27 protein-coding genes and 1 pseudogene are annotated in these 25985 nt (G+C 62.4%); 12 read left to right on the top strand and 16 right to left on the bottom strand.

What is annotated here, in order from left to right; translation table 11 throughout:
- Positions 1 to 12: 12 nt before the first annotated feature.
- From J3P88_RS01555 to J3P88_RS01525, 7 genes and pseudogenes are all read right to left on the bottom strand, one after another.
- A complete protein-coding gene (locus J3P88_RS01555; protein WP_053126475.1) occupies positions 13 to 471 on the bottom strand; it encodes an Rsd/AlgQ family anti-sigma factor in 459 nt (152 codons plus the stop codon).
- A 175-nt stretch (positions 472 to 646) separates the two neighbouring features.
- Positions 647 to 1189: a disulfide bond formation protein B gene (locus J3P88_RS01550; RefSeq protein WP_434573626.1), complete on the bottom strand. Its 543-nt coding sequence runs from the start codon at positions 1187 to 1189 to the stop codon at positions 647 to 649.
- Positions 1190 to 1585: 396 nt separating this feature from the next.
- On the bottom strand, positions 1586 to 2818 hold the full coding sequence (locus J3P88_RS01545) for a heme biosynthesis protein HemY (RefSeq protein ID WP_434573624.1): 1233 nt from the start codon (positions 2816 to 2818) through the stop codon (positions 1586 to 1588).
- Complete coding sequence (locus tag J3P88_RS01540; RefSeq protein WP_434576661.1) at positions 2815 to 3948, bottom strand: uroporphyrinogen-III C-methyltransferase; 1134 nt, start codon at positions 3946 to 3948, stop codon at positions 2815 to 2817. Before J3P88_RS01540 ends, J3P88_RS01545 begins: the two co-directional genes overlap by 4 nt.
- Positions 3949 to 4032: 84 nt before the next feature.
- Positions 4033 to 4731, bottom strand: a pseudogene (locus J3P88_RS01535) (uroporphyrinogen-III synthase); the annotation flags it as partial.
- The gene (gene hemC / locus J3P88_RS01530) at positions 4728 to 5669 is read right to left on the bottom strand and encodes a hydroxymethylbilane synthase (protein ID WP_411385931.1); all 942 of its coding nucleotides are present in this window, start codon (positions 5667 to 5669) and stop codon (positions 4728 to 4730) included. The pseudogene J3P88_RS01535 and the gene hemC, both read right to left, overlap by 4 nt.
- Before the next feature lie 137 nt (positions 5670 to 5806).
- A complete protein-coding gene (locus J3P88_RS01525; protein WP_060740100.1) occupies positions 5807 to 6553 on the bottom strand; it encodes a LytR/AlgR family response regulator transcription factor in 747 nt (248 codons plus the stop codon).
- Between the two features lie 462 nt (positions 6554 to 7015).
- On the opposite strand from J3P88_RS01525, the gene argH reads away from it, so the two are divergent.
- Positions 7016 to 8410 (top strand): argininosuccinate lyase, encoded by a 1395-nt coding sequence (gene argH, locus J3P88_RS01520; RefSeq protein WP_434573622.1) that lies wholly within the window; start codon positions 7016 to 7018, stop codon positions 8408 to 8410.
- 135 nt (positions 8411 to 8545) lie between these two features.
- Here argH and J3P88_RS01515 read toward each other — a convergent pair whose 3' ends face one another.
- Entirely contained in the window at positions 8546 to 9205 is a 660-nt protein-coding gene (locus tag J3P88_RS01515; protein ID WP_186730153.1) for a glutathione S-transferase family protein, read from the bottom strand.
- A gap of 124 nt (positions 9206 to 9329) precedes the next feature.
- Here J3P88_RS01515 and J3P88_RS01510 point away from each other — a divergent pair, with 124 nt between their 5' ends.
- From J3P88_RS01510 to J3P88_RS01500, 3 genes are all read left to right on the top strand, one after another.
- Positions 9330 to 9614, top strand: a complete 285-nt coding sequence (locus tag J3P88_RS01510; RefSeq protein ID WP_434573620.1) for a hypothetical protein — start codon at positions 9330 to 9332, stop codon at positions 9612 to 9614.
- Positions 9615 to 9847: 233 nt separating this feature from the next.
- A complete protein-coding gene (locus J3P88_RS01505; protein WP_157711860.1) occupies positions 9848 to 10093 on the top strand; it encodes a TIGR02647 family protein in 246 nt (81 codons plus the stop codon).
- A gap of 168 nt (positions 10094 to 10261) precedes the next feature.
- Positions 10262 to 13102: a class I adenylate cyclase gene (locus J3P88_RS01500; RefSeq protein ID WP_434573618.1), complete on the top strand. Its 2841-nt coding sequence runs from the start codon at positions 10262 to 10264 to the stop codon at positions 13100 to 13102.
- 13 nt (positions 13103 to 13115) lie between these two features.
- Here J3P88_RS01500 and rnk read toward each other — a convergent pair whose 3' ends face one another.
- The 3 genes from rnk to cyaY all read right to left on the bottom strand — a co-directional run bounded on the left by rnk (position 13116) and on the right by cyaY (position 14352).
- Positions 13116 to 13526 (bottom strand): nucleoside diphosphate kinase regulator, encoded by a 411-nt coding sequence (gene rnk / locus J3P88_RS01495; RefSeq protein WP_186706858.1) that lies wholly within the window; start codon positions 13524 to 13526, stop codon positions 13116 to 13118.
- Positions 13527 to 13796: 270 nt separating this feature from the next.
- Entirely contained in the window at positions 13797 to 14015 is a 219-nt protein-coding gene (locus tag J3P88_RS01490) for a DUF1289 domain-containing protein (protein ID WP_186706859.1), read from the bottom strand.
- Positions 14016 to 14019: 4 nt separating this feature from the next.
- On the bottom strand, positions 14020 to 14352 hold the full coding sequence (gene cyaY / locus J3P88_RS01485; protein ID WP_072343055.1) for an iron donor protein CyaY: 333 nt from the start codon (positions 14350 to 14352) through the stop codon (positions 14020 to 14022).
- Between the two features lie 184 nt (positions 14353 to 14536).
- Between cyaY and lptM the strand changes: the two genes are divergently transcribed.
- The 6 genes from lptM to J3P88_RS01455 are packed head-to-tail and all read left to right on the top strand — an operon-like array spanning position 14537 to position 19147.
- The gene (gene lptM / locus J3P88_RS01480) at positions 14537 to 14716 is read left to right on the top strand and encodes an LPS translocon maturation chaperone LptM (RefSeq protein ID WP_018605419.1); all 180 of its coding nucleotides are present in this window, start codon (positions 14537 to 14539) and stop codon (positions 14714 to 14716) included.
- Between the two features lie 9 nt (positions 14717 to 14725).
- Positions 14726 to 15973 (top strand): diaminopimelate decarboxylase, encoded by a 1248-nt coding sequence (gene lysA, locus J3P88_RS01475; protein ID WP_186730152.1) that lies wholly within the window; start codon positions 14726 to 14728, stop codon positions 15971 to 15973.
- A 4-nt stretch (positions 15974 to 15977) separates the two neighbouring features.
- Positions 15978 to 16808 carry a diaminopimelate epimerase gene (dapF, locus tag J3P88_RS01470; RefSeq protein WP_434573615.1) on the top strand — a complete coding sequence of 277 codons (831 nt, stop codon included), beginning with the start codon at positions 15978 to 15980 and terminating at the stop codon, positions 16806 to 16808.
- Positions 16809 to 16821: 13 nt separating this feature from the next.
- The gene (locus tag J3P88_RS01465; RefSeq protein WP_053126501.1) at positions 16822 to 17544 is read left to right on the top strand and encodes a DUF484 family protein; all 723 of its coding nucleotides are present in this window, start codon (positions 16822 to 16824) and stop codon (positions 17542 to 17544) included.
- Positions 17545 to 17546: 2 nt separating this feature from the next.
- Complete coding sequence (gene xerC / locus J3P88_RS01460) at positions 17547 to 18446, top strand: tyrosine recombinase XerC (protein WP_434576660.1); 900 nt, start codon at positions 17547 to 17549, stop codon at positions 18444 to 18446.
- Complete coding sequence (locus tag J3P88_RS01455; RefSeq protein ID WP_186730150.1) at positions 18443 to 19147, top strand: HAD family hydrolase; 705 nt, start codon at positions 18443 to 18445, stop codon at positions 19145 to 19147. The genes xerC and J3P88_RS01455 overlap by 4 nt, the downstream gene beginning before the upstream one ends.
- A 347-nt stretch (positions 19148 to 19494) precedes the next feature.
- Here J3P88_RS01455 and sutA read toward each other — a convergent pair whose 3' ends face one another.
- The 4 genes from sutA to glnK all read right to left on the bottom strand — a co-directional run bounded on the left by sutA (position 19495) and on the right by glnK (position 22266).
- On the bottom strand, positions 19495 to 19818 hold the full coding sequence (gene sutA, locus J3P88_RS01450; protein ID WP_072406034.1) for a transcriptional regulator SutA: 324 nt from the start codon (positions 19816 to 19818) through the stop codon (positions 19495 to 19497).
- 102 nt (positions 19819 to 19920) lie between these two features.
- Positions 19921 to 20346 carry a secondary thiamine-phosphate synthase enzyme YjbQ gene (locus tag J3P88_RS01445; RefSeq protein WP_186706864.1) on the bottom strand — a complete coding sequence of 142 codons (426 nt, stop codon included), beginning with the start codon at positions 20344 to 20346 and terminating at the stop codon, positions 19921 to 19923.
- A gap of 213 nt (positions 20347 to 20559) precedes the next feature.
- Positions 20560 to 21894, bottom strand: coding sequence for an ammonium transporter (locus tag J3P88_RS01440; protein ID WP_186706865.1), 1335 nt, complete (start codon positions 21892 to 21894; stop codon positions 20560 to 20562).
- 33 nt (positions 21895 to 21927) lie between these two features.
- Positions 21928 to 22266 (bottom strand): P-II family nitrogen regulator, encoded by a 339-nt coding sequence (gene glnK, locus J3P88_RS01435; protein ID WP_002555808.1) that lies wholly within the window; start codon positions 22264 to 22266, stop codon positions 21928 to 21930.
- A gap of 415 nt (positions 22267 to 22681) precedes the next feature.
- Between glnK and J3P88_RS01430 the strand changes: the two genes are divergently transcribed.
- On the top strand, positions 22682 to 22942 hold the full coding sequence (locus J3P88_RS01430; protein ID WP_053126510.1) for an accessory factor UbiK family protein: 261 nt from the start codon (positions 22682 to 22684) through the stop codon (positions 22940 to 22942).
- A gap of 18 nt (positions 22943 to 22960) precedes the next feature.
- Here J3P88_RS01430 and J3P88_RS01425 read toward each other — a convergent pair whose 3' ends face one another.
- Entirely contained in the window at positions 22961 to 24238 is a 1278-nt protein-coding gene (locus J3P88_RS01425; RefSeq protein WP_434573611.1) for a sensor histidine kinase, read from the bottom strand.
- A 252-nt stretch (positions 24239 to 24490) separates the two neighbouring features.
- Here J3P88_RS01425 and J3P88_RS01420 point away from each other — a divergent pair, with 252 nt between their 5' ends.
- Complete coding sequence (locus tag J3P88_RS01420; RefSeq protein ID WP_434573609.1) at positions 24491 to 25984, top strand: YifB family Mg chelatase-like AAA ATPase; 1494 nt, start codon at positions 24491 to 24493, stop codon at positions 25982 to 25984.
- The last annotated feature ends 1 nt before the right edge of the window (position 25985 follow it).

Raw genomic sequence — 25985 nt, 5'->3', positions numbered from 1 at the left:
GACCGCGAGGCCTCAGGCCTGGACGGTATCTTCTTCCTTGTGGGCGTTGTGCAGCACTTCGATCAGGCAGTCTTCCAATTCGAAACGCTCGTGCAGCAAGCCGCCCAGCTCCTTGAATTTTTCCGCTACACACTTGCCTTCATCGCACAGGTCGTTGAACGCCAGCAGCTTCTCGGTGATGACATCGATGCGCGGGTAAATCGTCTCGGCCAGTTCCAGGCCGCGCTTGTCGTTGAAGGCCTTGGCCTCGCCCGTCAGTTGTTCATAGATCTCGAAATGACCGGCAGACACATAGTCGACCAGCACACCGCAGAACTCTTGCAAGGGTTTGCGGCTTTCGCTCAGGGCTTCAGGCTTGTCGCCAAGATCATCGTAGGCCCGAATCAGTTCGCGACGCTCTTGCAGCCAGCGATCGATCAACAGATGCACCCCACCCCAGCGTTCCTGAGCATTCTGACAACTTTCGAGCATGGTGATTTCTTCCCTTGTGAGTCATGCCCCTCGCAGCCTGTGCACGCCTGATGGAACAGGGACAAGCCAGACACAACATGATCGAGCGGCACAATTCCAATAACACGTGCGGGCCAGATTATGCCCGCACGACAACGGCTTCAAGGTACGCAGGAGATAAAGTTCATACAAGTGTTTAATCCACGGCCCGGACCAACTGCGACGTCTCGCCGCTGAGCGGTTGTACCAGAGCACTCCAGGCAAGGCGCAGCAGCAGATAGGTCATCACGCTGGACACCGCAAGAAAAAACAACAAGCTCCACTCGGGGATGCTCATGTCGAACAACGTCCAAGTGATATTCGCGCAGTCGACGGTGCCATCAAAGATACGATGCAACGCGCACCACCACGAATCCATCAGCTTGGGCTGGGCAACACAATCAGCTAACGGCTCGAACGAATCGCTTTGCATCAAGACCTGACGCCAGGCCAGGGTCATTCCCCCCGCTGCAAAAACCAGCCCTGCCGTACCGTAGAAGAGCGTGCCTCTTTGGCCTGGACCCTGTACGCAGGCCACGAGACTGTTCACCAGGAACAGCATCAGGCACAACCGCTGCAAGACACACAGGCTGCAAGGCGCCAGGCCGACCGAATATTCCAGATACGTGCTAATGCCCAAAGCCAGGGCGGCGGCGATGGAAGCCATGAGAAACAAGAAACGTGAGCTGGCCAAAGACATGGCGATTCCGTAACAGAAGAGACAAGCTGTTACGGTAGAGGAAAGCCCTCGGGCCTTTCAAGGCAGCCCCGCGCAGACACTTCACCAGGGGTGTAGGGAATTCCCAACAGGCCGAGAAGGATACGGCGCGATGAGCTGTAGGACTTTACTGATGGTATGACCAAAGCCCCAAAACCGTATTCGCAACAGCGCATTTAAGGTTCACCAACCCGTGGCGAGGGAGCTTGCTCCCGCTGGGCTGCGCAGCAGCCCCAAAGCCATTCAACACGGTGCGTCAGGAAAACAGTGAGCAGGTTTTTTACGACTGCTGCGCAGCCGAGCGGGAGCAAGCTCCCTCGCCACAATGGTTCATACCCTTTTCAAGAATGAGTCATACCCCTCTCAAGTGGACAACACCTAAGCCGGAACCGGCAGCGGCGCAGCCAGCAGGCGCTCATCCAGCAACCCCAACCCCTCTTGGAACAACTGGTTGCTGCGCTCGGCATCCCCCAGTTGCGCCAGCAGGCGCGCCAGTTCGGCGCAGGCTTCGGGATTGCGCTGGGCCCGCAAACTGCTTTCCAGGTAATCCCGCGCCTTGCCCCACAAGCTGTTCTGCAGGCACAGGCGCCCCAGGGTCAGCAACAGGCTTGGATCGGCCGGGTGGTCCTTGAGCCAGCCCTCGGCCGTTTGCAGTTGGCGGATCGGATCGTTGCCACGAACCAGCCCATATAGACGCGCCAGGTGGCTGTCGTAGCGACGCTTGAGCGCGCCGCGCAGCACCTCTTCGGCTTCGACCTGAGCGCCCAACTGACGCAGTTGCTCGGCATAGGCCAATACCAACGCCGGTTCCTGGCGCTGTGCGGAGGTCAGCTGTTGCCAGGCCCGATTGAGCGACTGCAAACCGACACTGCCGTCCTCTTCACGGTGGGCCGCCAGGGTGAGGTTTTCGCCCCAGGCACGCCGTTCCAGTTCAGCCAATTCAGCCGGCGGCAGGACTTTATCCTTGCGCAACTCCGGCAACAGCCGGATCACCGCCGACCAGTCGCCGCGCTGCTGATGCAGTCGCTGCAATTGGCGCAGGGCCTGGACGTTATGGGGATGACGCTCATGCATGGCCTGCAGCGTGCTCAATGCCCCGTCCGTGTCGCCCCGGTCCGTCTGCAGTTGCGCGTGCGTCAGGGCAATGGCCAGCTCCGCCTGGGGCTGACGCTCCAGGGCGCGCTCCAGCAAACTGTCGCTCTGTTCGTAAAGACCTTGTTCGTTAGCCGCGCGGGCAGCACCCAGGTAATACAGCAGCGGTTGGCGCTCGGCTTCGGCGGCACGGTGCAGGTGGCGCTGGGCACTGGCCCAGCGACCTTCGGCCAGGTCCAACTGGCCGTGTTCGATCGCCACTTGCACCCGACGGCTGCGGTTGCGCCGCGACCACGGGTTGACCACGCCGCTGGAAGTGGTCACCAGCCCGATCAGGAATCTCAGGCCTCGCCACACCAGCCAGAGCACCGCCACCAGCGCCAGGGTGACCCACAGGCCGGCTTCATAACGGAAGTTCTTGTACGCCACCAGCACGTAACCCGAATGCTCGGCAATCGCCACGCCCAGCAAGCCGGCGGCGGCGATGACCACGAACAGAATCACGTAGAGACGTTTCATGGCGTGGCCTCCTGCGCGCCAGGCGCGGGCAGCGGCTTGACCGATTCCTCGGCATTGAGGTTGCGGCGCTCAAGGTAGGCCTGGACGCTGCTCAGCGTGCCGGTCAGGTCCGGGGTGACCACCGTCACCGGTTGCTTGGACAGCTCACCCACGCGCTCGAGCATGACTTTGCTTTGCGGGTTGTCCTGGTTGAAGTTGTTCTTCAACACATCCCGCGCCTCGGTCAGCGCCTGGGTGTAGACCGGCGCCTGGCCGTTGAGGGCGGCCCATTGCGCCTGCTCCAGCGCCAGGCTCAGGGCCAGGCGCACTTGTACGAGGCTCTGCCCGGCCAGCAGCGGACGAACGTTCTCGTCCGCGTTGAAATCGATGCGGATATAGCGCGAGATCTGATCCCACCACTGCGCCCACCGGCTGGCACCATCGCCATCGGCGGTCAGGCCCAGCAGCGATTCGCCGCGATCCTTGTACTCGGGTGCCAGTTCGGTCAGTTGCAGCACCTGGTCACGCAAGGCGCCCAGTTGCAGGAACAGCCCGGTGCGATCCGGTTGTTCGGTGCTGCGCAGCGCAGCGAGGGTCTTGGCCATTTGCTCGCGGGCGGCGAACGAACCAGGGTCGTTCTGCTCCCGCAGGATTTCGTCAGCGCCCTGGACCAGCGCCTGGGCACTGTTGATGTCTTGCAGGGCGGAAAGACGCAGGCTGGCCAGGCGCAACAGGTGCTCGGCCTCTGCCAGGCGCCAGTCCTTGCGGCTGGCACCGAGCACGGTTTCCAGGCGCTGATTCAAGTGTTGCTGGTCACTCTGCAACTGGGCCACCAGGCGCCGCCGCTCTTCCAACTCTTCAGCCGGGGGCAATTGCGCCAGGCGCTCGCTCAGGCGTTGCTCGTTGAGCTTGAGGGTCTGGGCCTGGTCGTTCAGCGCCTGGACCTGGGCGGACTGCTGCTGGTTATTGGTTTGCAGGTGACGCACCTGCCATACGCCCCAGCCGCCAATGGCTACGCCGGCAGCACCGAGCAACAGTGCAACAACGGCCACCCCGTTGCCACGACGCGGCGCTACGGGAGGCGGGGTTTCAACCGGCGCATCGATCGCTGGCTGGTCTAGATCTTCTTTTGGCAAGGCTGTTTCGCTCACGTATCCATCCTTTGCATTAGAAAACGGCACGGAGTGTTCCCGTAACGCCGCCAGCAAAGCCGCGGCATGGGCGCCACGGCAATCCACAACTGTTCGGGCCCCGGCGGCTCGCGCCATCTCGGCCACCCTTGGGCTTGGCACAAACAACGGTAACCGCGCCAGGGCCGGCCACGCATCGCCGGCCAGCCGCCGCAGATGCTCGAAGCCCTGCCCACTGCTGACCACCAGGGCGTTCAAGCGTTCCGCTTCGACTAATGCCTGCAATGCCCCTTCGCCATGACTGGGCAAGTGGCGTCGGTACAATTCCAGGTAATCGACACTAGCACCTTGCTCACGCAAACGCTCTGCCAGCAAGCCGCGGCCGCCTTCGCCCCGCACGATCAAGACCTTGGGGTCGGGCCGCGATACAGCCTGGCGCAAGACCAAGTGTTCCAGCAAGGCTTCGCTGTCATCGCCGTGATCGGGATAAAACACGGTGAGGCCGGCATCGGCGAGGATCTGTCCGGTGGCCGCGCCCACGCTGAACCAGGGTTGATCCGGAGGCCGGGGCCAGTATTGGCGCAGCAGCTCGACGCACAGGCGTGCGGCCGGTTTGCTGACCACGATCACGGCAGCGTATTGATCCAGCGCCTGGAATATCGCGCGACCGGCATCGGACAGCGGGACCGGCTCGATCTCCAGCAACGGCAAGCTGCTGCTGTAGACCCCCGCTTCGGCCAGAACCGCCGCCAGCGCCGACGACTCGTCCGCCGGCCGGGTGAGCAACAGCCGCCAACCCGTCACGCGTGGCCGGCCTCGCCGTAGACCGCCTTGAGGATGTCGGCGGCGCCTTGGCTCAGCAGGTCTTCAGCCACGCGTACACCCAGCGCCTCGGCATCGTGGCGCGGCGCCCGCGCCTGGGCGCTAAGCAGTCGGCCGCCGTTGGGATCCCCCACCAGACCGCGCAACCAGACCTGCTCACCCTCCAGCACGGCGTAACAGGCGATTGGCACCTGGCAACCGCCATTGAGATGTTTGTTCAGCGCGCGCTCGGCGAACACCCGCGTGGCGGTGTCTGCATGATGCAGCGGCGCCAGCAGGGCATGGATGTCGCTGTCGGCGCTACGGCACTCGATGCCCACCGCCCCTTGCCCGCCGGCCGGCAGGCTGTCATCGACGCTGATGGCCGAGGTGATGCGGTCTTCGAAGCCCAGGCGGATCAAGCCGGCGGCGGCGAGGATGATGGCGTCGTATTCGCCGGCATCGAGCTTGGCCAGGCGTGTGTTGACGTTGCCACGCAGGAAACGGATTTGCAGGTCCGGGCGCCGCGTCAGCAATTGTGCCTGGCGACGCAGGCTGGACGTGCCGACCACGCTCCCGGCAGGCAGCGCCTCAAGGCTGGAAAACGTGTTGGAGACGAACGCATCGCGGGGGTCTTCTCGCTCGCAGATGCAAAACAGGCCCAGGCCTTCGGGGAAGTCCATGGGCACGTCTTTCATCGAGTGCACGGCGATGTCGGCTTCGTTGTCCAGCAACGCAGTTTCCAGCTCCTTGACGAACAGGCCCTTGCCGCCAATCTTCGACAGCGGCGAATCCAGCAGCTTGTCACCGCGACTGACCATGGGCACCAGGGTCACGCTCAGCCCGGGATGGGCCGCTTCCAGGCGGGCTTTGACGTATTCGGCCTGCCAGAGGGCCAAGGCACTTTTACGGGTGGCGATGCGGATCTCGCGAGGGGACATGGATCAATCCGTACTTAAAAGATACGGCAGATAATAACAGCTCAGCCAAAACCGCTTTGATTTGAATCACGACCTCAAGGCCTCCCTGGCCGCCAGATCCCCGAAATGAAACGCTTTGAACGCCTTGGACCGCCCGGCTAAAGCTGCTGCATCATCTTGCGCACGCCGGCCACATGCCGTCGGCTGACAATCAGCGCGTCGCCATTGAGGCCCTTGAGGAACAGTTGGAAATGCCCAAGGGGGGTGCGCTGCAAACGCTCGATGCGCTCGCGGGCCACGAGGGCGTTGCGATGGATACGCACGAAGCGTTCGCCGAACTCGTCCTCAAGGGCCTTGAGGGGTTCGTCCAGCAACACCTCGCCACTCTCATGACGCAAGGTCACGTACTTGTGGTCGGCAATGAAATAGACCACCTGGTTCAAGGGGATCAACTCGATGCCTTTGCGGGTGCGCGCACTGATGTGGCTGCGTGGGCCACTGCCGCTTTCGGCGGCCGGGCGGGTCAGCGCCGCCAGTTGCACGCGGTTGGGCCGCTCGGCCTTGCGCAAGGCTTCGAGCAACGCCTCGGACGCCACGGGCTTGACCAGATAGCCCACGGCACCGGCCTGCAACACCTCGGGTGGGAAGTCGTCCCGGGTGGTACAGAACACCACGGCGGGCGGCGATTCTCGTTCACACAACTTCGCCGCCACTTGCAGGCCGTCCAGGCCAGGCATGCGAATGTCGAGCAGCACGATATCCGGCTTGTGGCTGTCGATAAGGGCCAATGCCTCGTCGCCATTGGTGGCGCTCGGCTCCAGGACACTGTAACCCTCGAGTTCGCCAACCATTCGGCTCAGGCGCTCGCGGGCCAGTGGTTCGTCATCAACGATCAGGACATTCATATTGCGCTGGATTCCTGCGTGAGTCTCGCACAAGGATAGCGTAGACAGGGGAAGTGACATCCGTCACCGCGATCCACGCTAAGACTCGTTCGAGGGCCAAAAAGTGCCGCGAGGCGGTTGTCTATCTTTACCAGCGCTTGCCGACCGATGCCCGAGGCCCGTTGTCGCACGGCGTCGCCGTAGGGATTGTTAACTGTCGATCTGACCAATATGAGCTCCCCCTTCTTCTATTTTTCCGGTGCGCCACGGATGGAAAAAGCAAAAGTCCTACCGTCCACTGTAGACGGTTGCCACGACGATATTGCTCAATCGAAAAATATCGTTGTGCGAAACCCTTCTTGGATCCCAAGGCCCGATCGGAAAAACCTTCCGACCAGTGCCAGCGCCAGTCCCGGCAACCCTGCTATCATCCGCCGCAGCCTTTAACCGCTACTTTCTCCACAGCCGATCACGAGCGAATTCATGAGCACTGACAAGACCAATCAGTCCTGGGGCGGCCGCTTCAGTGAACCCGTCGACGCCTTCGTCGCCCGCTTCACCGCCTCCGTCAATTTTGACCAGCGCCTGTATCGCCACGACATCATGGGTTCGATCGCCCACGCCACCATGCTGGCCAAGGTCGGCGTGCTCACCGATGCCGAGCGCGACAGCATCATCGACGGCCTGAAGACCATCGAAACTGAAATCGAGGCCGGCCAGTTCGACTGGCGCGTCGACCTTGAAGACGTGCACATGAATATCGAAGCACGCCTGACCGACCGCATCGGCGTGACCGGCAAGAAACTGCACACCGGCCGCAGCCGCAACGACCAGGTCGCCACTGACATCCGCTTGTGGCTGCGGGATGAAATCGACCTGATCCTGGGCGAAATCACGCGCTTGCAAAAAGGCCTGCTGGAGCAAGCCGAGCGCGAGGCCGAGAGCATCATGCCGGGCTTCACGCACCTGCAGACCGCCCAACCTGTAACGTTTGGGCATCACATGCTGGCCTGGTTCGAAATGCTCAGCCGCGACTACGAGCGCCTGGTGGACTGCCGCAAGCGCACCAACCGCATGCCCCTGGGCAGCGCCGCGCTGGCCGGCACCACGTACCCGATCGATCGTGAATACACTGCGCAGTTGCTGGGCTTCGACGCCGTCGGCGGCAACTCTCTGGATAATGTCTCGGACCGCGATTTCGCCATCGAATTCTGCGCCGCCGCAAGCATTGCGATGATGCACCTGTCGCGTTTCTCCGAAGAGCTGGTGCTGTGGACCAGCGCGCAGTTCCAATTCATCGATTTGCCCGACCGCTTCTGCACCGGCAGCTCGATCATGCCGCAAAAGAAAAACCCCGACGTGCCGGAACTGGTGCGCGGCAAGAGTGGCCGGGTGTTCGGCGCACTGATGGGCCTGCTGACCCTGATGAAAGGCCAGCCGCTGGCCTACAACAAGGACAACCAGGAAGACAAGGAACCGCTGTTCGACGCCGCCGATACCTTGCGCGATTCGCTGCGGGCCTTCGCCGACATGATCCCGGCCATCAAGCCCAAGCACGCGGTGATGCGCGAAGCGGCCCTGCGCGGCTTCTCCACTGCCACCGACCTGGCCGATTACCTGGTACGCCGCGGCCTGCCGTTCCGCGATTGCCATGAGATTGTCGGCCATGCCGTGAAATACGGCGTAGACAGTGGCAAGGACCTCGCAGAAATGAGCCTGGACGAACTGCGCCAGTTCAGTGATCAGATCGAGCAGGACGTGTTTGCCGTGCTGACCCTGGAAGGCTCGGTCAATGCCCGCGACCACATCGGCGGCACCGCGCCGGCGCAGGTCAAGGCAGCCGTGGTGCGTGGCCAGGCGCTGCTCGCCAGCCGCTAAAAAGCTAAAAAGCTTCGCGAGCAAGCCCGCTCCCACATGGGATCTCCAGTGGACCCAAAATCTTGGTGAATATGGAGATCCCATGTGGGAGCGGGCTTGCTCGCGAAGGCGTCCTTTAAGAAGGCGCCACAAAACTCACTTCTTGGCGGCAATCCTCGCCAAAAACGCCGGCATCTCTGCCTCCCTGTCCGCCGCGATCCGCTGCACGTTCGGGTTCTCCCCCAACCGCTCCATCAGTGCCTTGGCCGCCGGCATGTCCGCCAGCAGATCCATATCGAAGACCTTCTTGCCCACCTGCAAAGCCAGCGAAAGGCTGTAGTAGAAATACAGGTCGGCAATGCTCAGGCTGTCGCCCGCCACGTAGGGCGAGAACTTGCCGTGTCGACCGAGCGAGGCGAACCCCAGCAGCAATTCGGCCTTGGATTTTTCCTTGATGGCCTCGGCCACCTGCATACCGAAGAACGCCTCGCCATAGCAGGCCCGTCCGGGCAGCTCGATGTACAACTCGATTTCCCGGCACAAGGCCAACACCTGGGCGCGCTCGAACGGGTCGGCTGGCAGCAAGGCTTTACCCGGCTGGGTCTGCTCGAGGTATTCGAGGATGACGCTGGTCTCGTTGATAAAACCCTGTTCGGTCTTGAGCACCGGCACCTTGCCGCGCGGGCTGATGGCCAGGGCTTCCGGGGTCTGGGCGCCGAAGAACTGGACCTCTTCGAAGGGCAGGCCCTTCTCCAGCAGCGCCAGCTTGACCATGTTGTAATAATTACTGACGGAGAAACCATAAAGCTTGAGCATTACAAAGCCTCCAGGCCGTGCGGGGTGGGCAGCCTTGCGTTATAGACCGTCGAGGCGTTTCCTGCCAGGCGCATCACGACGCTGAATGCAGGTAAACTGGCGGCCTTTCCTACAGGAGCCTGCCATGAGCGAGCCAACCGATATCGACAACGAAGAAGAAGCGTTCGTCGAGAACACGCTGATCGAGGCGATTGAAAACCAGATCGAGAGTGACAACCCGCCAGCGGCCAAGGCCGTTTTCAATAAATTGACCCTGGTGGGTTATGAGCGCGAAGAAATCCTCAACTTGATGGCCCATGTGCTCGCGGTGGAAATCGACGCGATCCTGGAAGAGGACCGCCCGTTCAATACCGAGTGGTACGAAGCCGCCTTGCGTGCCCTCCCCGAGTTGCCGCCGGAAAAAAACTGAACCGCTCTTGTGAAAACTGGACCGCTCTTGTGGCGAGGGAGCTTGCTCCCGCTCGGCTGCGCAGCAGTCGTCAAGCTATTGGGGCCGCTTCGCGTCCCAGCGGGAGCAAGCTCCCTCGCCACAAAAGAATCGCTTTAAACAAAAAAAGCATGACACTGACACTGGACAGCTCGGCCGAGTGCGCTCACCTTAGTGACGCTGTCGACCAAATTCCTAGAAAGTCTGGAGTCCTTATGTCGCTTACCCCTGAGTTGGTTGCCGAACTGGAAATCCTCGCACTCTTCAACCTGGACAGTTCCCAGGAAGGCCTGAAAATTCATCAGACCGCTGCCCCTAAAGCGATTGCCGCTGCCCAACGCCTGTTCGAAAAAGAGCTGATCGATCAACCCGATGGTGGCTACCTGACCAGCCTTGGGCGTGATGCCGCGCAGAATGTACAAACCGTCCTGACTATTCTCAGCGTTCAAGAAACCGCCTGATCCCCCCTGCCGCCCACGGAAATCTCCTCTACGGGATTTCCGCCGGCGCACTGGCGCCCTGCGTAAAAAACCAACCTCAAAATCCTGTTTTCAGCTTAAGTATTCCCAAGACCGGGCGCTAACCTGCCATCACCCCACGTTCGACGCCGCGAGCCGGTTTGAGCCGACATGACCCGCAACCACGAAATACGCCCCGATCTGGACGAAGGAATCGACCGCAAGGTGCTGAGCCAGTTGCGCGCACGTTTCCTCAAGCTCAACACCGTGCGGATGGAGCGCGCCCTCGAAGGCCTGTCGCCGCGCCAGCAAGGCGTGCTGACGTTGCTGCCGCTGTTCTTCCACGTCAACCATCCGCTGCTGCCCGGCTACGTCTCCGGCAGCACGCCTGCCGGACTGTCGAACTACGAGCCTGACGCCGACGTCCTTGCCGAAGCCCAGCGGCTGACCCGTTCGTTTTCCTACAAGCCTCGGCACGGCGGCAACCCGCCTCGCCCGATCCTGGGCCTGTTCCTGATGGGCAGCCTCGGCACCCTGGCCCAGGCCGATCAGAGCGACATGGACGTGTGGGTCTGCCACGGGCCGGACCTGAGCGACGATGAGCTGGCCGAGCTGCGCAAGAAATGCCAGTTGCTGGAGATATGGGCCGCGACCCAGGGCGCCGAAGCGCACTTTTTCCTGATCGACCCGGCGCGTTTTGTGCGGGGCGAGCGGGACAACCAGCTCAGTTCCGACGATTGCGGCACCACCCAGCACTACCTGTTGCTCGACGAGTTCTACCGCACCGCGATCTGGCTGGCCGGGCGCACACCGATCTGGTGGCTGGTGCCGGTCTATGAAGAAGAGAACTACGAGCAATACACCCATACGCTGATGTCCAAGCGTTTCATTCGCGCGGATGAAACCCTGGACCTAGGGCATCTGGCCTACATCCCGCCGGGAGAATTCGTCGGTGCCGGGCTCTGGCAACTGTTCAAGGGCATCGAATCGCCCTATAAGTCCGTGCTCAAGCTGCTGCTGACCGAAGTCTATGCCAGCGAACACCCGAACGTGCGCTGCCTGAGCCTGCGTTTCAAGCAGGCGGTGTTTGCCAATCGCCTGGACCTGGAAGAGCTGGACCCATACATGCTGGTTTACCGCCGCATCGAGGAATACCTCAATGCCCGTGGCGAACCCGAACGCCTGGAGCTGATCCGCCGCGCGCTGTACTTGAAGGTCAATCGCAAACTCACCGGCCAGGCGCGCAGCAATGGCTGGCAACGGGTACTGCTTGAGCGCCTGGCCAGGGAGTGGGGCTGGGACCAGCGTCAGTTGGCCTTGCTGGACAGCCGCAGCCAGTGGAAAGTCCGCCAGGTCACCCACGAGCGGCGCGCCCTGGTCAACGAACTCACCCACAGCTACCGCTTCCTGACCCAGTTCGCCCGCACCGAGAAAACCGTCAGCCTGATCAACAAGCGCGATCTCAACGTGCTGGGCCGGCGGTTGTACGCCGCCTTCGAGCGCAAGGCCGACAAGGTCGAGTTCATCAACCCCGGCATCGCGCCGGACCTGGCCGAAGACACCTTGACCCTGGTCCAGTCGCCCAACAAGAAAGAACCCGGGCAGAACCAGTGGGGCCTGTACAACGGCAGCCTCAACGCCCTGGAGTGGGAGAACTTCGCGCCGATCAAGCGCTGCCGGGAGTTGCTGGAACTGCTGACCTGGTGTCATCGCAACGGCGTGATCGACAGCAGCACGCGCCTGGCGCTACACCCAGGTAGCAGCGACCTGAGCGAGTTCGAACTGTTCAACCTGCTGGGAAGCCTGCAGCAATCCATCGCCCTGCCCCTGGTTACGGTGGACGAAGCGCAGTTGTTGCGGGCCAGCGTGCCCAGCGAAGTGTTGATCCTGGTGAACGTCGGCGTCGACCCGCTCAAGCACCACCGCGACTTGAACATTCTGATGACCACCGAGCGTACCGATTCCCTGAGCTATGCCGGGGTCCGGGAAAACCTGGTGCTGACCCTCGACCAAGTCACCCTCAACAGTTGGAATGAGGTGCTGGTCAAGCGTTTCGACGGCGAACACGCCCTGCTCGATTGCCTGCGCGACTACCTCAACGACCTGCCCGTCACCCAGCGCCAGCCGCGCTTGCAGGTGCGCTGCTTCTGCCACAACCGCGCCCAGTTCATTGCGCGGCGCGTCGAGGAGGTCATCGAAACAGCCCAGACCCTGTTATTGAGCAGGCTCAATTACCGTTATCTGCTTCAGGTCCAGCAGCACTATCACGTGCTGGAATTGGTGCCCGGCCAGGTCAATCACGTAGCCCTGGGCAGCTTGTCGGCGCTGATGGATTACCTGGGCGAAGAACTGACGGCCTACAGCCCCTTGCACCTGGACCCGATGGCGCTGGAAGACCATGACCTGGCGCTGATCCTGCCCATGGGGCAGCCCGAGTGCATCCAGGTGTTCTACCGGACCAACGAGGACGAAGCCGACCTGTACGTGCTCGATGAATTCAACGCGCTGTGGCAACAACGCGTGCCGTATCACGACGAACAAAGCCTGCTGGTACCGCTGCAGCGCTTTGTGCAATCGGTGCTGTACCGCCGCGACGCCTTGCTGCCGCTGGATGCCGCCCAGCCGCTGAGCCTGGAAACCCTGTACTACCAGTTGCTGCCTTCAGGTGGCCGGGCACGACGGATCGAAGCGCGGCAAGCCCCGCAGATGCCGGTCAACAAACCGTTCTATGACGTGCAGGCGATCATCGGCAAAGCGGCGCACGGGCAGGTGCACGTCACCTTGTACTGCGATCAACAGGAGTTTTCCGAACTGGAGCATGGCGACCAGCTGTTCCGCGTGGTCGCCAGGGAGATCGTCGAACAGCGCCGCGAAGCCCAGCGCTATCGCTGCTACATCACTGACCTGGACCTCTCGGGACTGGTGGGCGACGGCGCCTGCTCAACAAACTTGTACCTGCGCTACAAGGCCGACCTGGAACGCGCCCTGAACGAGGCGCTGGCCCTGGCCTGATGCGCCCGGGCACTCAGAGCTGAAAATCACCGCCGGCTTCGGGCTGGTATTCGACGTCCAGCAAGGTCAGCTTCAGCGTCTTGCCGCCCGGGGCCGGCCAGTCGATGTGCTGGCCGACCTTCAGGCCCAGCAAGGCACTGCCCACCGGCGCGAGGATCGAGATCCGGCCTTCGTCGGCCTTGGCGTCCTGTGGATAAACCAAGGTCAAGTGATAGTCCTTGCCGCTGCTTTCTTCGCGGCAGTGCACACGCGAGTTCATGGTCACGACATCGGCAGGCACTTCTTCGTGGCCCACCACGTTTTCGGCGCGATCCAGTTCAGTTTGCAACGCAATCACGCCCGGCAGCGTTTCATCAAGACTGTCGATCAGGCGTTCCAGACGCTGTACGTCCAGGCGGGTAAGGGTGATGGAAGGTGCGGTCATGATCCAGGCAGACTCCTTTCTTCTGCACAAAAAAAGCAAAACCCCGCCACAAAAAGGCGGGGTTTTCACGGGCCTCGATAAGTTGAGGCGTAGCCGGACACTACCACAGCTCAATAAATAAACAACCCGGGCAGGATTTGCCCTGCCCATGGACACCACCGAACCCTTGCTCCCGCTGGGTTGCGAAGCGACCCCAAAAAACTGCGACTGCTGCGCAGCCGAGCGGGAGCAAGCTCCCTCGCCACAAAAAGCCTGGCCATCAGGTGTTGGCTACTTCAAGAGTCTGCGCTTGAGCGCCTCGGCACAAATGACCCGCCGGCGCTCGTCGTCGGCCGAGCGCCATTCGCGGATATCTTCCACATGGCGCAAACATCCGAGGCAGACCTTGCGTTCATCCAACTTGCACACGCCGGTACACGGCGACGGCACGGCGGGGCTGACGTTGCTGTAGAGCGGCTTGGGTGGCCGTGGCAGGGCGGTCTGGCTCACGCCGTCACAGGCCTTCGAAATCGAGTTCAACGCCAGCCTGCTGCTTGACGATGCGCTCGAGCATCTCGCCCAGCTGCTCTTCGCTCTTGTCGCACATCCAGCGTTCGCTTTCCTCGTCGTAGTCGAAATGAAAGCCGCCGGAGACCGCTGCCAGCCACAACTGCCGCAACGGCTCCTGGCGACTGAAGATCAGCTGGCTGCCGTTTTCGAACTTGACGGTGAGGACACCGGCGGAGATTTCCAGGTCAATGTCCAGGCCACTGTCATCGAACACATCCTCCAGCGTTTGCTGGGTCGCATCGACCAGATCGTGAAAACGGGCTTCAGTCAAACTCATTGCGGCAACCTCGAAAATGTCTGCTCATGCTCAAGCGCCGCAAGATACGGACGCTTCCCGGCGATTGCAAAGGATATACCGACTGACGACCCCAGTGCCGCCGGACGGGCGCCCCGTTGCATAGGCAAGCTGACGGGTGGCCGGTATACTCCGGCGCAATTAACGCATTTTCAAGGATTTCGCCATGAAGCGCCTGATCTCTTCCCTTGCTGCGCTCGTCGCGGTTGCCTGCCTCGTGACAGCTTGTGGTCAAAAGGGTCCGCTGTACCTGCCTGATGACAGCAAGTCTCCCGAAGAACAAGCAGAACAGGCCAAGTCGTCGCAATCCAAGTCACACTCGCACGACACCCACACCACTTACTAAGGGAACGCCATGGACGCTTTTAACTACCGTGGCGGGGAGCTGTTCGCGGAAGGGGTTGCCCTGTCCGCGATCGCCGAACGTTTCGGCACGCCGACCTACGTCTATTCCCGTGCCCACATCGAAGCGCAATATCGGACATTCGCCGATGCCCTCGAAGGCATGCCGCACCTGGTGTGCTTCGCTGTAAAAGCCAACTCGAACCTGGGCGTGCTCAACGTCCTCGCACGCCTGGGCGCCGGTTTCGACATCGTCTCCGGTGGCGAGCTCGAGCGTGTGCTGGCCGCGGGCGGCAGCGCCGACAAGATCGTCTTCTCCGGCGTCGGCAAGACCCGCGAAGACATGCGCCGCGCCCTGGAAGTCGGCGTGCACTGCTTCAACATTGAATCCACCGATGAGCTCGAGCGCCTGCAAGTCGTCGCCGCCGAGCTGGGCGTCCGCGCGCCGGTTTCCCTGCGGGTGAACCCGGACGTCGACGCTGGCACCCATCCGTACATTTCCACCGGCCTGAAGGAAAACAAGTTCGGCATCGCCATTGCCGACGCCGAGGATGTGTACGTGCGCGCCGCCCAACTGCCGAACCTGGAAGTGCTGGGCGTCGATTGCCACATCGGCTCGCAGCTGACCACCCTCGAACCGTTCATCGATGCCCTCGACCGCCTGCTGGCGCTGGTCGACCGCCTCGGCGACTGCGGCATCTACCTGCGTCACATCGACCTGGGTGGCGGTGTCGGCGTGCGCTATCGCGATGAAGAGCCGCCGCTGGTGGCCGACTACATCAAGGCCGTGCGTGAACGCCTCGACGGTCGCGACCTGGCGCTGATGTTCGAGCCCGGCCGCTACATCGTGGCCAATGCCGGCGTGCTGCTGACCCAGGTCGAATACCTCAAGCACACCGAGCACAAGGATTTCGCCATCGTTGATGCGGCCATGAACGACCTGATCCGCCCGGCGCTGTACCAGGCGTGGATGGACGTCACCGCCGTGCGCCCTCGCGACACCGCGGCCCGCCCCTACGACATCGTCGGGCCGATCTGCGAAACCGGTGATTTCCTGGCAAAAGGCCGGGAGCTGGCGCTGGAAGAAGGCGACTTGCTGGCCGTGCATTCGGCCGGTGCCTACGGGTTTGTCATGAGTTCCAACTACAACACCCGCGGCCGCTGCGCCGAGGTGCTGGTGGACGGTGATCAGGCATTCGAAGTGCGTCGCCGCGAGACGGTAGCCGAGTTGTTTGCCGGCGAAAGCCTGCTGCCGGAGTAAAACCATGCTGCTGCGTTTTACCAAGATGCACGGCCTGGGCAATGACTTCATGGTCCTCGACCTGGTCAGCCAGCACGCGCACATCCAGCCCAAGCATGCCAAGCAATGGGGCGACCGCCACACCGGCATCGGGTTCGACCAGTTGCTGATCGTCGAGGCGCCGAACAACCCGGACGTGGATTTTCGCTATCGGATCTTCAACGCCGACGGTTCGGAAGTGGAGCAATGCGGCAACGGCGCGCGCTGCTTCGCCCGTTTCGTGCTGGACAAGCGCCTGACCGCCAAGCGGCAGATCCGCGTCGAGACCAAGAGCGGCATCATCGAGCTCGATGTGCGCAGCGACGGCCAGATCGGCGTCAATATGGGCGCTCCGCGCCTGGTGCCCGCGGACATCCCGTTCCAGGCGCCGGCCCAGGCCTTGAGCTATCAGGTGGACGTCGATGGCACCCCGGTGGAGCTGGCGGCGGTCTCCATGGGCAACCCCCATGCCGTGCTGCGCGTGACCGACATCAACAGTGCCCCGGTGCATGAACTGGGGCCGAAAATCGAACACCATTCGCGCTTTCCGGCGCGGGTGAATGTCGGTTTCCTGCAAGTCATCGACCGCCACCGCGCACAATTGCGCGTCTGGGAACGCGGCGCCGGGGAAACCCAGGCCTGCGGGACCGGCGCCTGTGCCGCCGCCGTCGCTGCGATCAGCCAGGGGTGGATGGATTCGCCATTGTTGATCGACCTGCCCGGCGGGCGCCTGTCCATCGAATGGGCAGGCCCTGGCCAGCCGGTGATGATGACCGGCCCGGCAGTGCGCGTATACGAAGGACAAGTTCGTCTTTGAGTGAGCCAAACCCATGACCGATCAGCCACAGGTTCCAGCCCCACAGCCCGACGAATCCCCCAGTCTTCCAGAAACCGCGGCCGTGGCTGCTTACCTGGAGGCTCATCCGGACTTCTTCGTCGAGCATGAAGAACTGCTTGCGACGATGCGCATCCCCCACCGGCGCGGCGATACCGTGTCGCTGGTGGAGCACCAGATGAAAATCCTGCGCGAGCGCAACATCGAAATGCGCCATCGGCTGTCGCACCTGATGGACGTGGCCCGGGACAACGACCGGCTCTTCGACAAGACCCGTCGGCTGATCCTGGCCCTGATGGACGCCAGCACCCTTGAAGACCTGGTCATGAGCGTCGAAGACAGCCTGCGCCAGGATTTCCAGGTGCCCTTCGTCAGCCTGATCCTTTTCGGCGACAACGCCATGCCGGTGGGCCGCTGGGTGACCCACGCCGAAGCGCAGACGGCCATTGGCGGCCTGCTCACGGAAGACAAAAGTGTCAGCGGCAGCCTGCGCGAGCATGAACTGGACTTCCTGTTTGGCGAAGAACAACGCAAGCAGATCGGCTCCACTGCCGTCGTCGCCATCGCCCACCAGGGCGTGCACGGCGTGCTGGCCATTGCCAGCCGCGATCCGCAGCACTACAAGAGTTCGGTGGGCACGCTGTTCCTGAGCTACATCGCCGAAGTCACCGGCCGGGTGCTGCCAAGGGTCGCCGGCTCGCTGCGCCCGGTACGCTGATGATGGAACGGCAACTGGACGCCTACTGCGAACACCTGCGCAGTGAGCGCCAGGTGTCGCCCCACACGTTATCGGCCTATCGCCGCGACCTGGAAAAAGTGCTGGGCTGGTGCCAGAAGCAGAACATCGGCAGTTGGTCGGCCCTGGACATCCAGCGCTTGCGCAGCCTGATCGCCCGCTTGCATCAACAAGGCCAATCCTCCCGCAGCCTGGCGCGCCTGTTATCGGCGGTGCGTGGCCTGTACCACTACCTCAATCGCGAAGGCCTGTGCGATCACGATCCGGCCACCGGCCTGGCGCCGCCCAAGGGCGAACGCCGGCTGCCGAAGACCCTCGACACCGACCGCGCCCTGCAATTGCTTGAAGGCGCCGTCGAGGATGATTTCCTGGCCCGGCGCGACCAGGCGATTCTCGAGCTGTTCTATTCTTCCGGCCTGCGGCTTTCAGAGCTGACGGGGCTCAACCTGGATCAACTGGACCTGGCCGACGGCATGGTCCAGGTACTCGGCAAGGGCAGCAAGACGCGCCTGCTGCCCGTCGGCCGCAAGGCCCGGGAAGCCCTGAAGCAGTGGCTGCCCCTGCGAGCACTGGCCAACCCTGCCGACGATGCGGTATTCGTCAGCCAACGCGGTCGGCGCCTCGGCCCGCGGGCGATCCAGTTGCGGGTCAAGGCCGCCGGCGAACGCGAGCTGGGGCAGAACCTGCACCCGCACATGCTCAGGCATTCCTTCGCCAGCCACCTGCTGGAATCCTCCCAGGACCTGCGCGCCGTGCAAGAGCTGCTGGGTCACTCGGACATCAAGACCACACAGATCTACACCCATTTGGATTTCCAGCACCTGGCAACGGTCTATGACAGTGCCCACCCCAGGGCCAAACGCATCAAGGGCGACGAATCATGACCATCGAGCTCATCACTTTCGACCTGGACGACACCTTGTGGGACACCGCCCCGGTGATCGCCAGCGCCGAAGCCGTACTCCGCCAATGGCTGACCGACAACGCGCCCGACCTGGGCGATTTCCCGGTGGAGCGCCTGTGGGCGATCCGCACGCAAGTGCTCAGCGAAGAGCCGAACCTCAAGCACCGCATCAGTGCACTGCGCCGGCGAGTGCTGTTCCGGGCGCTGCAAGACGCCGGTTATGATCAGTGGCGAGCCTCGGAGTTGGCAGACCAGGGATTCGAGGCATTCCTCCATGCCCGGCATCAACTGGAGGTCTTCCCCGACGTCGAGCCAACCCTGGAAATCCTCGCCAACCAGTTCGCCCTTGGCGTCGTCACCAACGGCAACGCCGATGTGCGTCGCCTCGGGCTGGCCGACTACTTCAAGTTTGCCCTGTGCGCCGAAGACATCGGCATCGCCAAGCCAGACGCCCGGCTGTTCCACGAAGCCCTGCAGCGCGGTGGTGCAACGGCGCAGACGGCCGTGCATATCGGCGATCACCCGGGCGACGACATCGCCGGCGCCCAACAGGCCGGCCTGCGCGCGGTGTGGTTCAACCCGACGGGCAAGGCCTGGGATGCCGCGCACGCGCCCGACGCGGAAATTCGCAGCCTGACCGAACTGCCGGGGTTATTGGCAGGGTGGCATAGCCAGCCCTGACCCCCTGCTTCGCAGCGCCTCAAATCCCTATGTGGGAGCGAGCTTGCTCGCGAAGACGGCCCCCATCCGCCGCCTGAGCCTCAAACCGATCCGTGGCGAGGGAGCTTGCTCCCGCTGGCCTGCGAAGCGGGCCCCGGCGTATTTCCAGGCAGACCACTTCGACCGGTTTAGCGACTGCTGCGCAGCCGAGCGGGAGCAAGCTCCCTCACCACCGGATTGGGTTGTCTGGGCTGAAGTCATCGCGAGCAAGCTCGCTCCCACCCTGGAACTGCGGTGCACCGAAGCTCTGCGCCCATGAAAAAGCCCGCAGCGACGGCGGGCTTTTTCAGCAAGCAAGAAGCAGACACTCAGATAGGGCGGCTGCCGTACTTGTTGTCTGGCTTCTTGGGCGGATCAGCGACCACGTTGGCCTCCACTTCCTGCACTTTACCGCCCCTGGCCAGGAATTCCTCCATGGCCTTGGCGAGCGCATCACGCTCCTTGTTCTTGGCCTCTACGCTCGGCAATTCGTCGACCGACACAGCCGCCTTGGCCTTGCCTTTGGCGGTAGGAGCCGGAACGTCGGCGCCATCGTCTTCGGCAACGTCTTCCGCCGCCACTTCAAGGCCTTCTTCGGTCTCGTCTTCGTCGCCTACTTCGAGGTCGTCGTTTTCCAGATCATCGTCGCTCATGTTCTACCTCATGACTTGCGAAAAGCAGATTAGTTATAGCCCAGCTTCGCCATCTGTTCGAAGGCTGCCAGAAAAAATTCAACATCCGCCGGCAATCAGCGGTTATGCCTCTTCACCGTACAAGGTGGCGAGGACTTTACGAGCACCGCCGTGATCACGGTGCTCGCCCAGATAAACACCTTGCCAGGTTCCCAATGCCAGCCTTCCTGCCGTAACCGGCAGGCTGAGCTGGCAACCGAGCACGCTGGCCTTGAAGTGCGCCGGGAGGTCGTCCAGGCCTTCGTCGTTGTGCTCATAACCGGCGGCTCCTTGTGGGATCAGCCGATTGAAAAATCGTTCGAAGTCTCGACGTACCGCCGGATCGGCGTTCTCGTTGATGGTCAACGAGGCCGAGGTATGCTGCAGCCACAGATGCAACAGACCAACACGACACGCCTTGAGTTCAGGCAGGCCGGCCAGCAACTCGTCCGTCACCAGATGAAAGCCCCGGGGCCTTGCCCGCAGGGTTATCAGCGTCTGTTGCCACATACAGTTCTCCGCACGTTCGGCGCGCATTCTAGCGCGCTCTGGGAAAAAACAAAGGCCCTAATATTCTTGCTTCGATGTAAGCCTTTGGCGGTATAAAAACCCATGTCGCATCCACAACAAAAGGCGTCGGAAAAACCGCCGCATCCTGTGAGCAATGACAAATTCCAGGCAAAAAAATGCCCGGCGAACCGGGCATTTTTTATGGGCGCGTATTTACAGGTTGTAGCCACGCTCGTTGTGCTGAGCCAGGTCCAGGCCCACGGCTTCTTCTTCCTCGGTGACACGCAGACCCATGACGGCATCCAGCACCTTGAGGATGATGAAGGTGACGATCCCGGTGTAGACCACCGTGAAACCCACGCCTTTGAATTGAATCCACACTTGCGCGCCGATGTCGGTCACGGTGCCGAAGCCACCCAGTGCCGGAGCGGCGAACACACCGGTCAGGATCGCGCCGAGGATACCGCCGATGCCGTGTACGCCGAAGGCGTCCAGGGAATCGTCATAACCGAGCTTGCGCTTGAGGGTGGTAGCGCAGAAGAAGCACACCACGCCCGCCGCCAGGCCGATGACCAAGGCGCCCATCGGGCCCACGGTACCGGCAGCCGGGGTAATTGCAACCAGACCGGCCACCACGCCCGAGGCAATGCCCAGTGCGCTTGGCTTGCCGTGGGTGATCCACTCGGCAAACATCCAGCCCAGCGCCGCCGCAGCGGTCGCGATCTGGGTCACCAGCATCGCCATGCCGGCGGTGCCGTTGGCGGCGACAGCAGAACCGGCGTTGAAGCCGAACCAGCCGACCCACAGCATGGCCGCGCCCATCAGGGTGTAACCCAGGTTGTGCGGCGCCATTGGGGTAGTCGGGAAGCCTTTGCGCTTGCCCAATACCAGGCACGCCACCAGACCTGCGATACCGGCGTTGATGTGCACCACGGTGCCGCCAGCGAAGTCCAGCACGCCCCAGTCCCACATCAGGCCGCCGTTGCCGGACCAGACCATGTGCGCAATCGGTGCATACACCAGGGTGAACCACACGCCCATGAAGATCAGCATGGCGGAGAACTTCATCCGCTCGGCAAATGCGCCGACGATCAGGGCCGGGGTGATGATGGCGAAGGTCATCTGGAAAGTGATGAACACCGCTTCAGGGAACAGCGCCGCCGGACCGGTGATGCTCGCCGGCGTGACGCCCGCCAGGAACGCCTTGCCCAGGCCACCGACGAAGGAGTTGAAATTGACGACGCCCTGCTCCATGCCGGTGGTGTCGAACGCGATGCTGTAGCCATAGATGACCCACAGGACGCTGATCAGACCGGTAATGGCAAAGCACTGCATCATCACGGAAAGAAGGTTTTTCGACCGGACCATGCCACCGTAGAACAGTGCCAGGCCGGGAATGGTCATGAACAGTACAAGAATCGTGGCCGTGAGCATCCAGGCGGTGTCGCCGGAGTTCAGGACAGGGGCTGCCGCTTCTTCTGCCATGGCCAGGCCAGGCATTGCGAAGGACAACAGGGCTCCTAGCCCTGCGAATTTACGCAGAGTCATATTGTTTTCTCCTGGGGCGTTGGGTTTGGCGGCTTAGATGGCGTCGGTATCGGTTTCGCCGGTACGGATGCGGATAGCCTGTTCCAGATTGACCACAAAGATCTTCCCGTCACCGATCTTGCCGGTGTTGGCGGCCTTGGTGATTGCCTCGATCACCCGGTCAAGATCCTTGTCGTCAATGGCGACATCGATCTTCACCTTGGGCAGGAAATCGACCACGTATTCCGCGCCGCGATACAGCTCGGTGTGGCCCTTCTGCCGACCGAAGCCCTTGACCTCAGTAACGGTAATGCCCTGCACGCCGATCTCGGACAACGACTCGCGCACGTCGTCCAACTTGAACGGCTTGATGATGGCAGTGACTAGCTTCATGAAACTTTCTCCCGAATTGGTGGACTTGCCCCAGGAAAACAAACCCGACTCAAGTCTAAGCGCAGTGCCTGGCTTTGTAACGCGTCGTCGGCCCAAGTTGCCCGACAGGTGCCAGTTAACCGATCCTGACGAAACTCCCCGTTCCGCCTGCTGCACTGCATTCGTCACAGCGACTGCATCAGTGCATGGGTCATCAGCCTCTAAGCAGAAACCTTGCCATCTGCACCCAAACCCTCTGATTTCAATCTCTTGGCCACCTGCTCGACGTGCACTGCGGCATGAACCGCAACGTTACGCACAACAACAGTGCAGCAACGCCCGGCGCAATGCGCGAAAAGCGTGCATCCCCGGCTTGCGAATTGACTATAGACACTGCGTGGTACACTGCCCGCCATCGTTTCCAGGACACCTGCACATGCTTGCGCCCAAAGACCTCCTCGACGCCCTGAGCGGCCACGCCTCCCGCCTCTTGAGTGGTGACACGCCGCTGCCCAAAAGCGAAATCGAAAGCCAGTTCAAGGCCCTGCTGCAAAGCGGCTTCAGTAAGCTGGACCTGGTCAGCCGGGAAGAATTCGACAGCCAGATGGTCGTGCTGGCCCGGACCCGGGCACGGCTCGAAAGCCTGGAGGCCAAGGTCGCGGAGCTGGAAGCGCGACTGGCTCCGGCACAGGAATAAGCAGCCCCTGCGGGCCACTCAACCCCTCGCAACATGTTGAGATGGGTCCGGGGTCAGTGCCAGCGGCAGCTCCAGGATAAACAGCGCGCCGCAGCCCGGCCCGGCGCTCTGCACGGTCAGATCGCCGCCCATTTCGTGCGCAGCCAGGATGCAGCTGTGCAGGCCAAAACCATGGCCGTCGACACGCGTGCTGAAGCCGTGCTCGAACACCCGCGCCAGATTGTCCTGCGCGATCCCCTCGCCGTTGTCCTCGATCTCGACCCGGACGCGCCCCTCGTCAACGATCTTCAGGCGCAAGACGATCTGCGGCGGCCGGTTCGTACCTGCGTCCAGCGCCTGCTTGGCGTTGTTGATCAGATTGACCAGGATCTGCAGCACTCGGTGCTTATCCAACGGCATTTGCGGGGTATCGCTGAATTCCTTGATCAGCGTGATGTGGTGGCGGGCCAGGGACACATCGCAAATGCGCACGACATCCTCGACCAGCTCACGCAACGAGCCCGGCTCCAAGACACTGGCATTGCCAGCGTAGGACTGCTGGGTGGCGACGATTTCCTTGATGTGGTCGATTCGACGGGTCAATTGCGCCAGCTCGGCGATCATGCCTTGCTGCTCGACGGCCAGCGCGTCGGCCAGCTTGTCGAGATAGTCGGGTAGCGCGCGCCCTTTCGGATCAGTGCTGATGAAGTCGCCGAGGTCATCGGGATGGTCCTTCATCAACTGGGCGACCTTGGCCACCGCAGGCCCCTTGGAGGTGTGCACCTTATCGTAGAGGACCTGGGCTGACACATTGACGCTGTTAAGCACATTGCCCACGTTGTGCAGCACATTGGTGGCGATCTCCGCCATGCCGGCCCGGCGCGCAGTGGTCACCAGTTCGGCCTGCGCCTCGCGCAATTCGTCGTTGACCTTGGCCAGTTGCTGCGGGCTGGGGATCTTCAGGGCCGCCGGCACCAACCGCACCAGCAGGATGGCGGTAATCACCGAGGCGATCGCAGTGATCACCTTGACCAGCGCCGACAGCCAGTAATAGGGCTGCCAGATGGTCAGGATCTCCATCACATGACTGGTCCCGCAGGCCAGGATAAACACGCCGAAAGCCGCCAGCATCCAATCGAACGGCACATCCTTGCGCTTGTGGATAAAGTACAGGAGGGTAAAGGGGATGGTGACGTAGGACAGGGTGATCAAGCCGTCGGCGATCACATTGGTCCACAGCAGATCCGGACGCCACATGTAGCAATGCCCGTGAGGCATGAAGCGCTTGTCGGTTAACAGAGCCAGCAGATCGTTCATGGCCACTTCCTCGCTGTGCCGTTGATACCGCCAAGTGCCGACTGGGCAAAATCGAGTCTAGCAGAGGGCGACGGCCGGATATTCGCGGCGGTACGGATTGAACGATAGGGTGTTGGCCGCTCCTCGGCTGTCACTCACCCTCGAAACATCCTGCCAAATTTTCTCCCCTCAATTACTGCGCCCAAGTTCATCCCCACGACTAATCTTCAAGAGCCGCAGGACGCGGCGCCCCATTCACTCAAGGAACGATTCATGTCGCTTGCCATTGTCCATAGCCGCGCCCAGGTAGGGGTCGAGGCGCCTGCCGTTACCGTTGAAGTCCACCTGGCCAATGGCTTGCCGTCGCTGACGATGGTTGGCCTGCCGGAAGCGGCGGTCAAGGAAAGCAAGGATCGGGTGCGCAGCGCGATCATCAACTCGGGGCTGAATTTTCCGGCGCGGCGCATCACCCTGAACCTGGCGCCGGCGGACCTGCCAAAAGACGGCGGCCGCTTCGACCTGGCCATCGCCCTGGGCATCCTCTCGGCCAGCGTGCAGGTGCCGACCCTGACCTTGGACGACGTGGAATGCCTCGGCGAACTGGCCTTGTCTGGCGCAGTACGCCCGGTGCGCGGGGTATTGCCCGCGGCGCTGGCGGCGCGCAAGGCCGGGCGCATACTGGTGGTGCCACGGGCCAATGCCGAGGAAGCCTGCCTGGCCTCGGGGCTGAAGGTGATCGCCGTGGACCATCTGCTGGAAGCGGTGGCGCACTTCAACGGTCACACGCCGGTCGAGCCGTTCATTTCCAATGGACTGCTTTCGGCCAGCAAACCCTACCCCGACCTGAATGAAGTACAAGGCCAGGCCGCGGCCAAGCGGGCGTTGCTGATTGCTGCCGCAGGGGCTCACAACCTGCTGTTCAGCGGGCCACCGGGCACCGGCAAGACCTTGCTGGCGAGCCGTTTGCCCGGGCTGTTGCCACCACTGGCCGAGAGCGAAGCCCTGGAGGTCGCAGCCATTCAGTCGGTGGCCAGTTGCGTGCCGTTGAGCCATTGGCCGCAACGTCCGTTTCGCCAGCCACACCACTCGGCTTCCGGCCCGGCGCTGGTCGGTGGCGGGTCAAAACCGCAGCCAGGGGAGATCACCCTCGCCCACCATGGCGTGCTGTTCCTGGATGAGCTGCCGGAATTCGACCGCAAGGTGTTGGAGGTCTTGAGAGAACCGCTGGAGTCCGGGCACATCGTGGTGTCTCGCGCCCGTGACCGGGTGCGCTTCCCGGCGCGCTTCCAGTTGGTGGCGGCGATGAATCCCTGCCCCTGTGGATATCTTGGCGAACCCAGTGGCCGCTGTGCCTGTACACCGGACATGGTGCAGCGCTACCGCAACAAACTCTCCGGCCCGCTGCTGGACCGCATCGACCTGCACCTGACCGTCGCCCGGGAAGCCACGGCCTTGAACCCCAAGCGCGAACCCGGGGACGATACGGCCACGGTCGCCGAGCGCGTCGCCGAAGCCCGGGAGCGCCAGCAGGAACGCCAGGGCTGCGCCAATGCCTTCCTCGATCTGCCGGGGTTGCGCCGGCATTGCAAGTTATCCACAACCGATGAAACCTGGCTGGAAACCGCCTGCGAGCGGCTGACGCTGTCGCTGCGCGCCGCCCATCGCTTGCTCAAGGTCGCCCGGACATTGGCGGACCTGGAGCAAGCGGGGAGCATTCGCCGCGAGCACCTGGCCGAAGCGTTGCAGTACCGGCCGGCTACGGCTTGAA

It is taken from the genome of Pseudomonas sp. Z3-6 (assembly GCF_051131985.1).
Classification (GTDB): Bacteria; Pseudomonadota; Gammaproteobacteria; order Pseudomonadales; family Pseudomonadaceae; genus Aquipseudomonas; species Aquipseudomonas zanjanensis.
The sequence above is the reverse complement of the archived record's forward strand: the minus strand, read 5'-3'. Positions and strand labels throughout refer to the sequence as shown.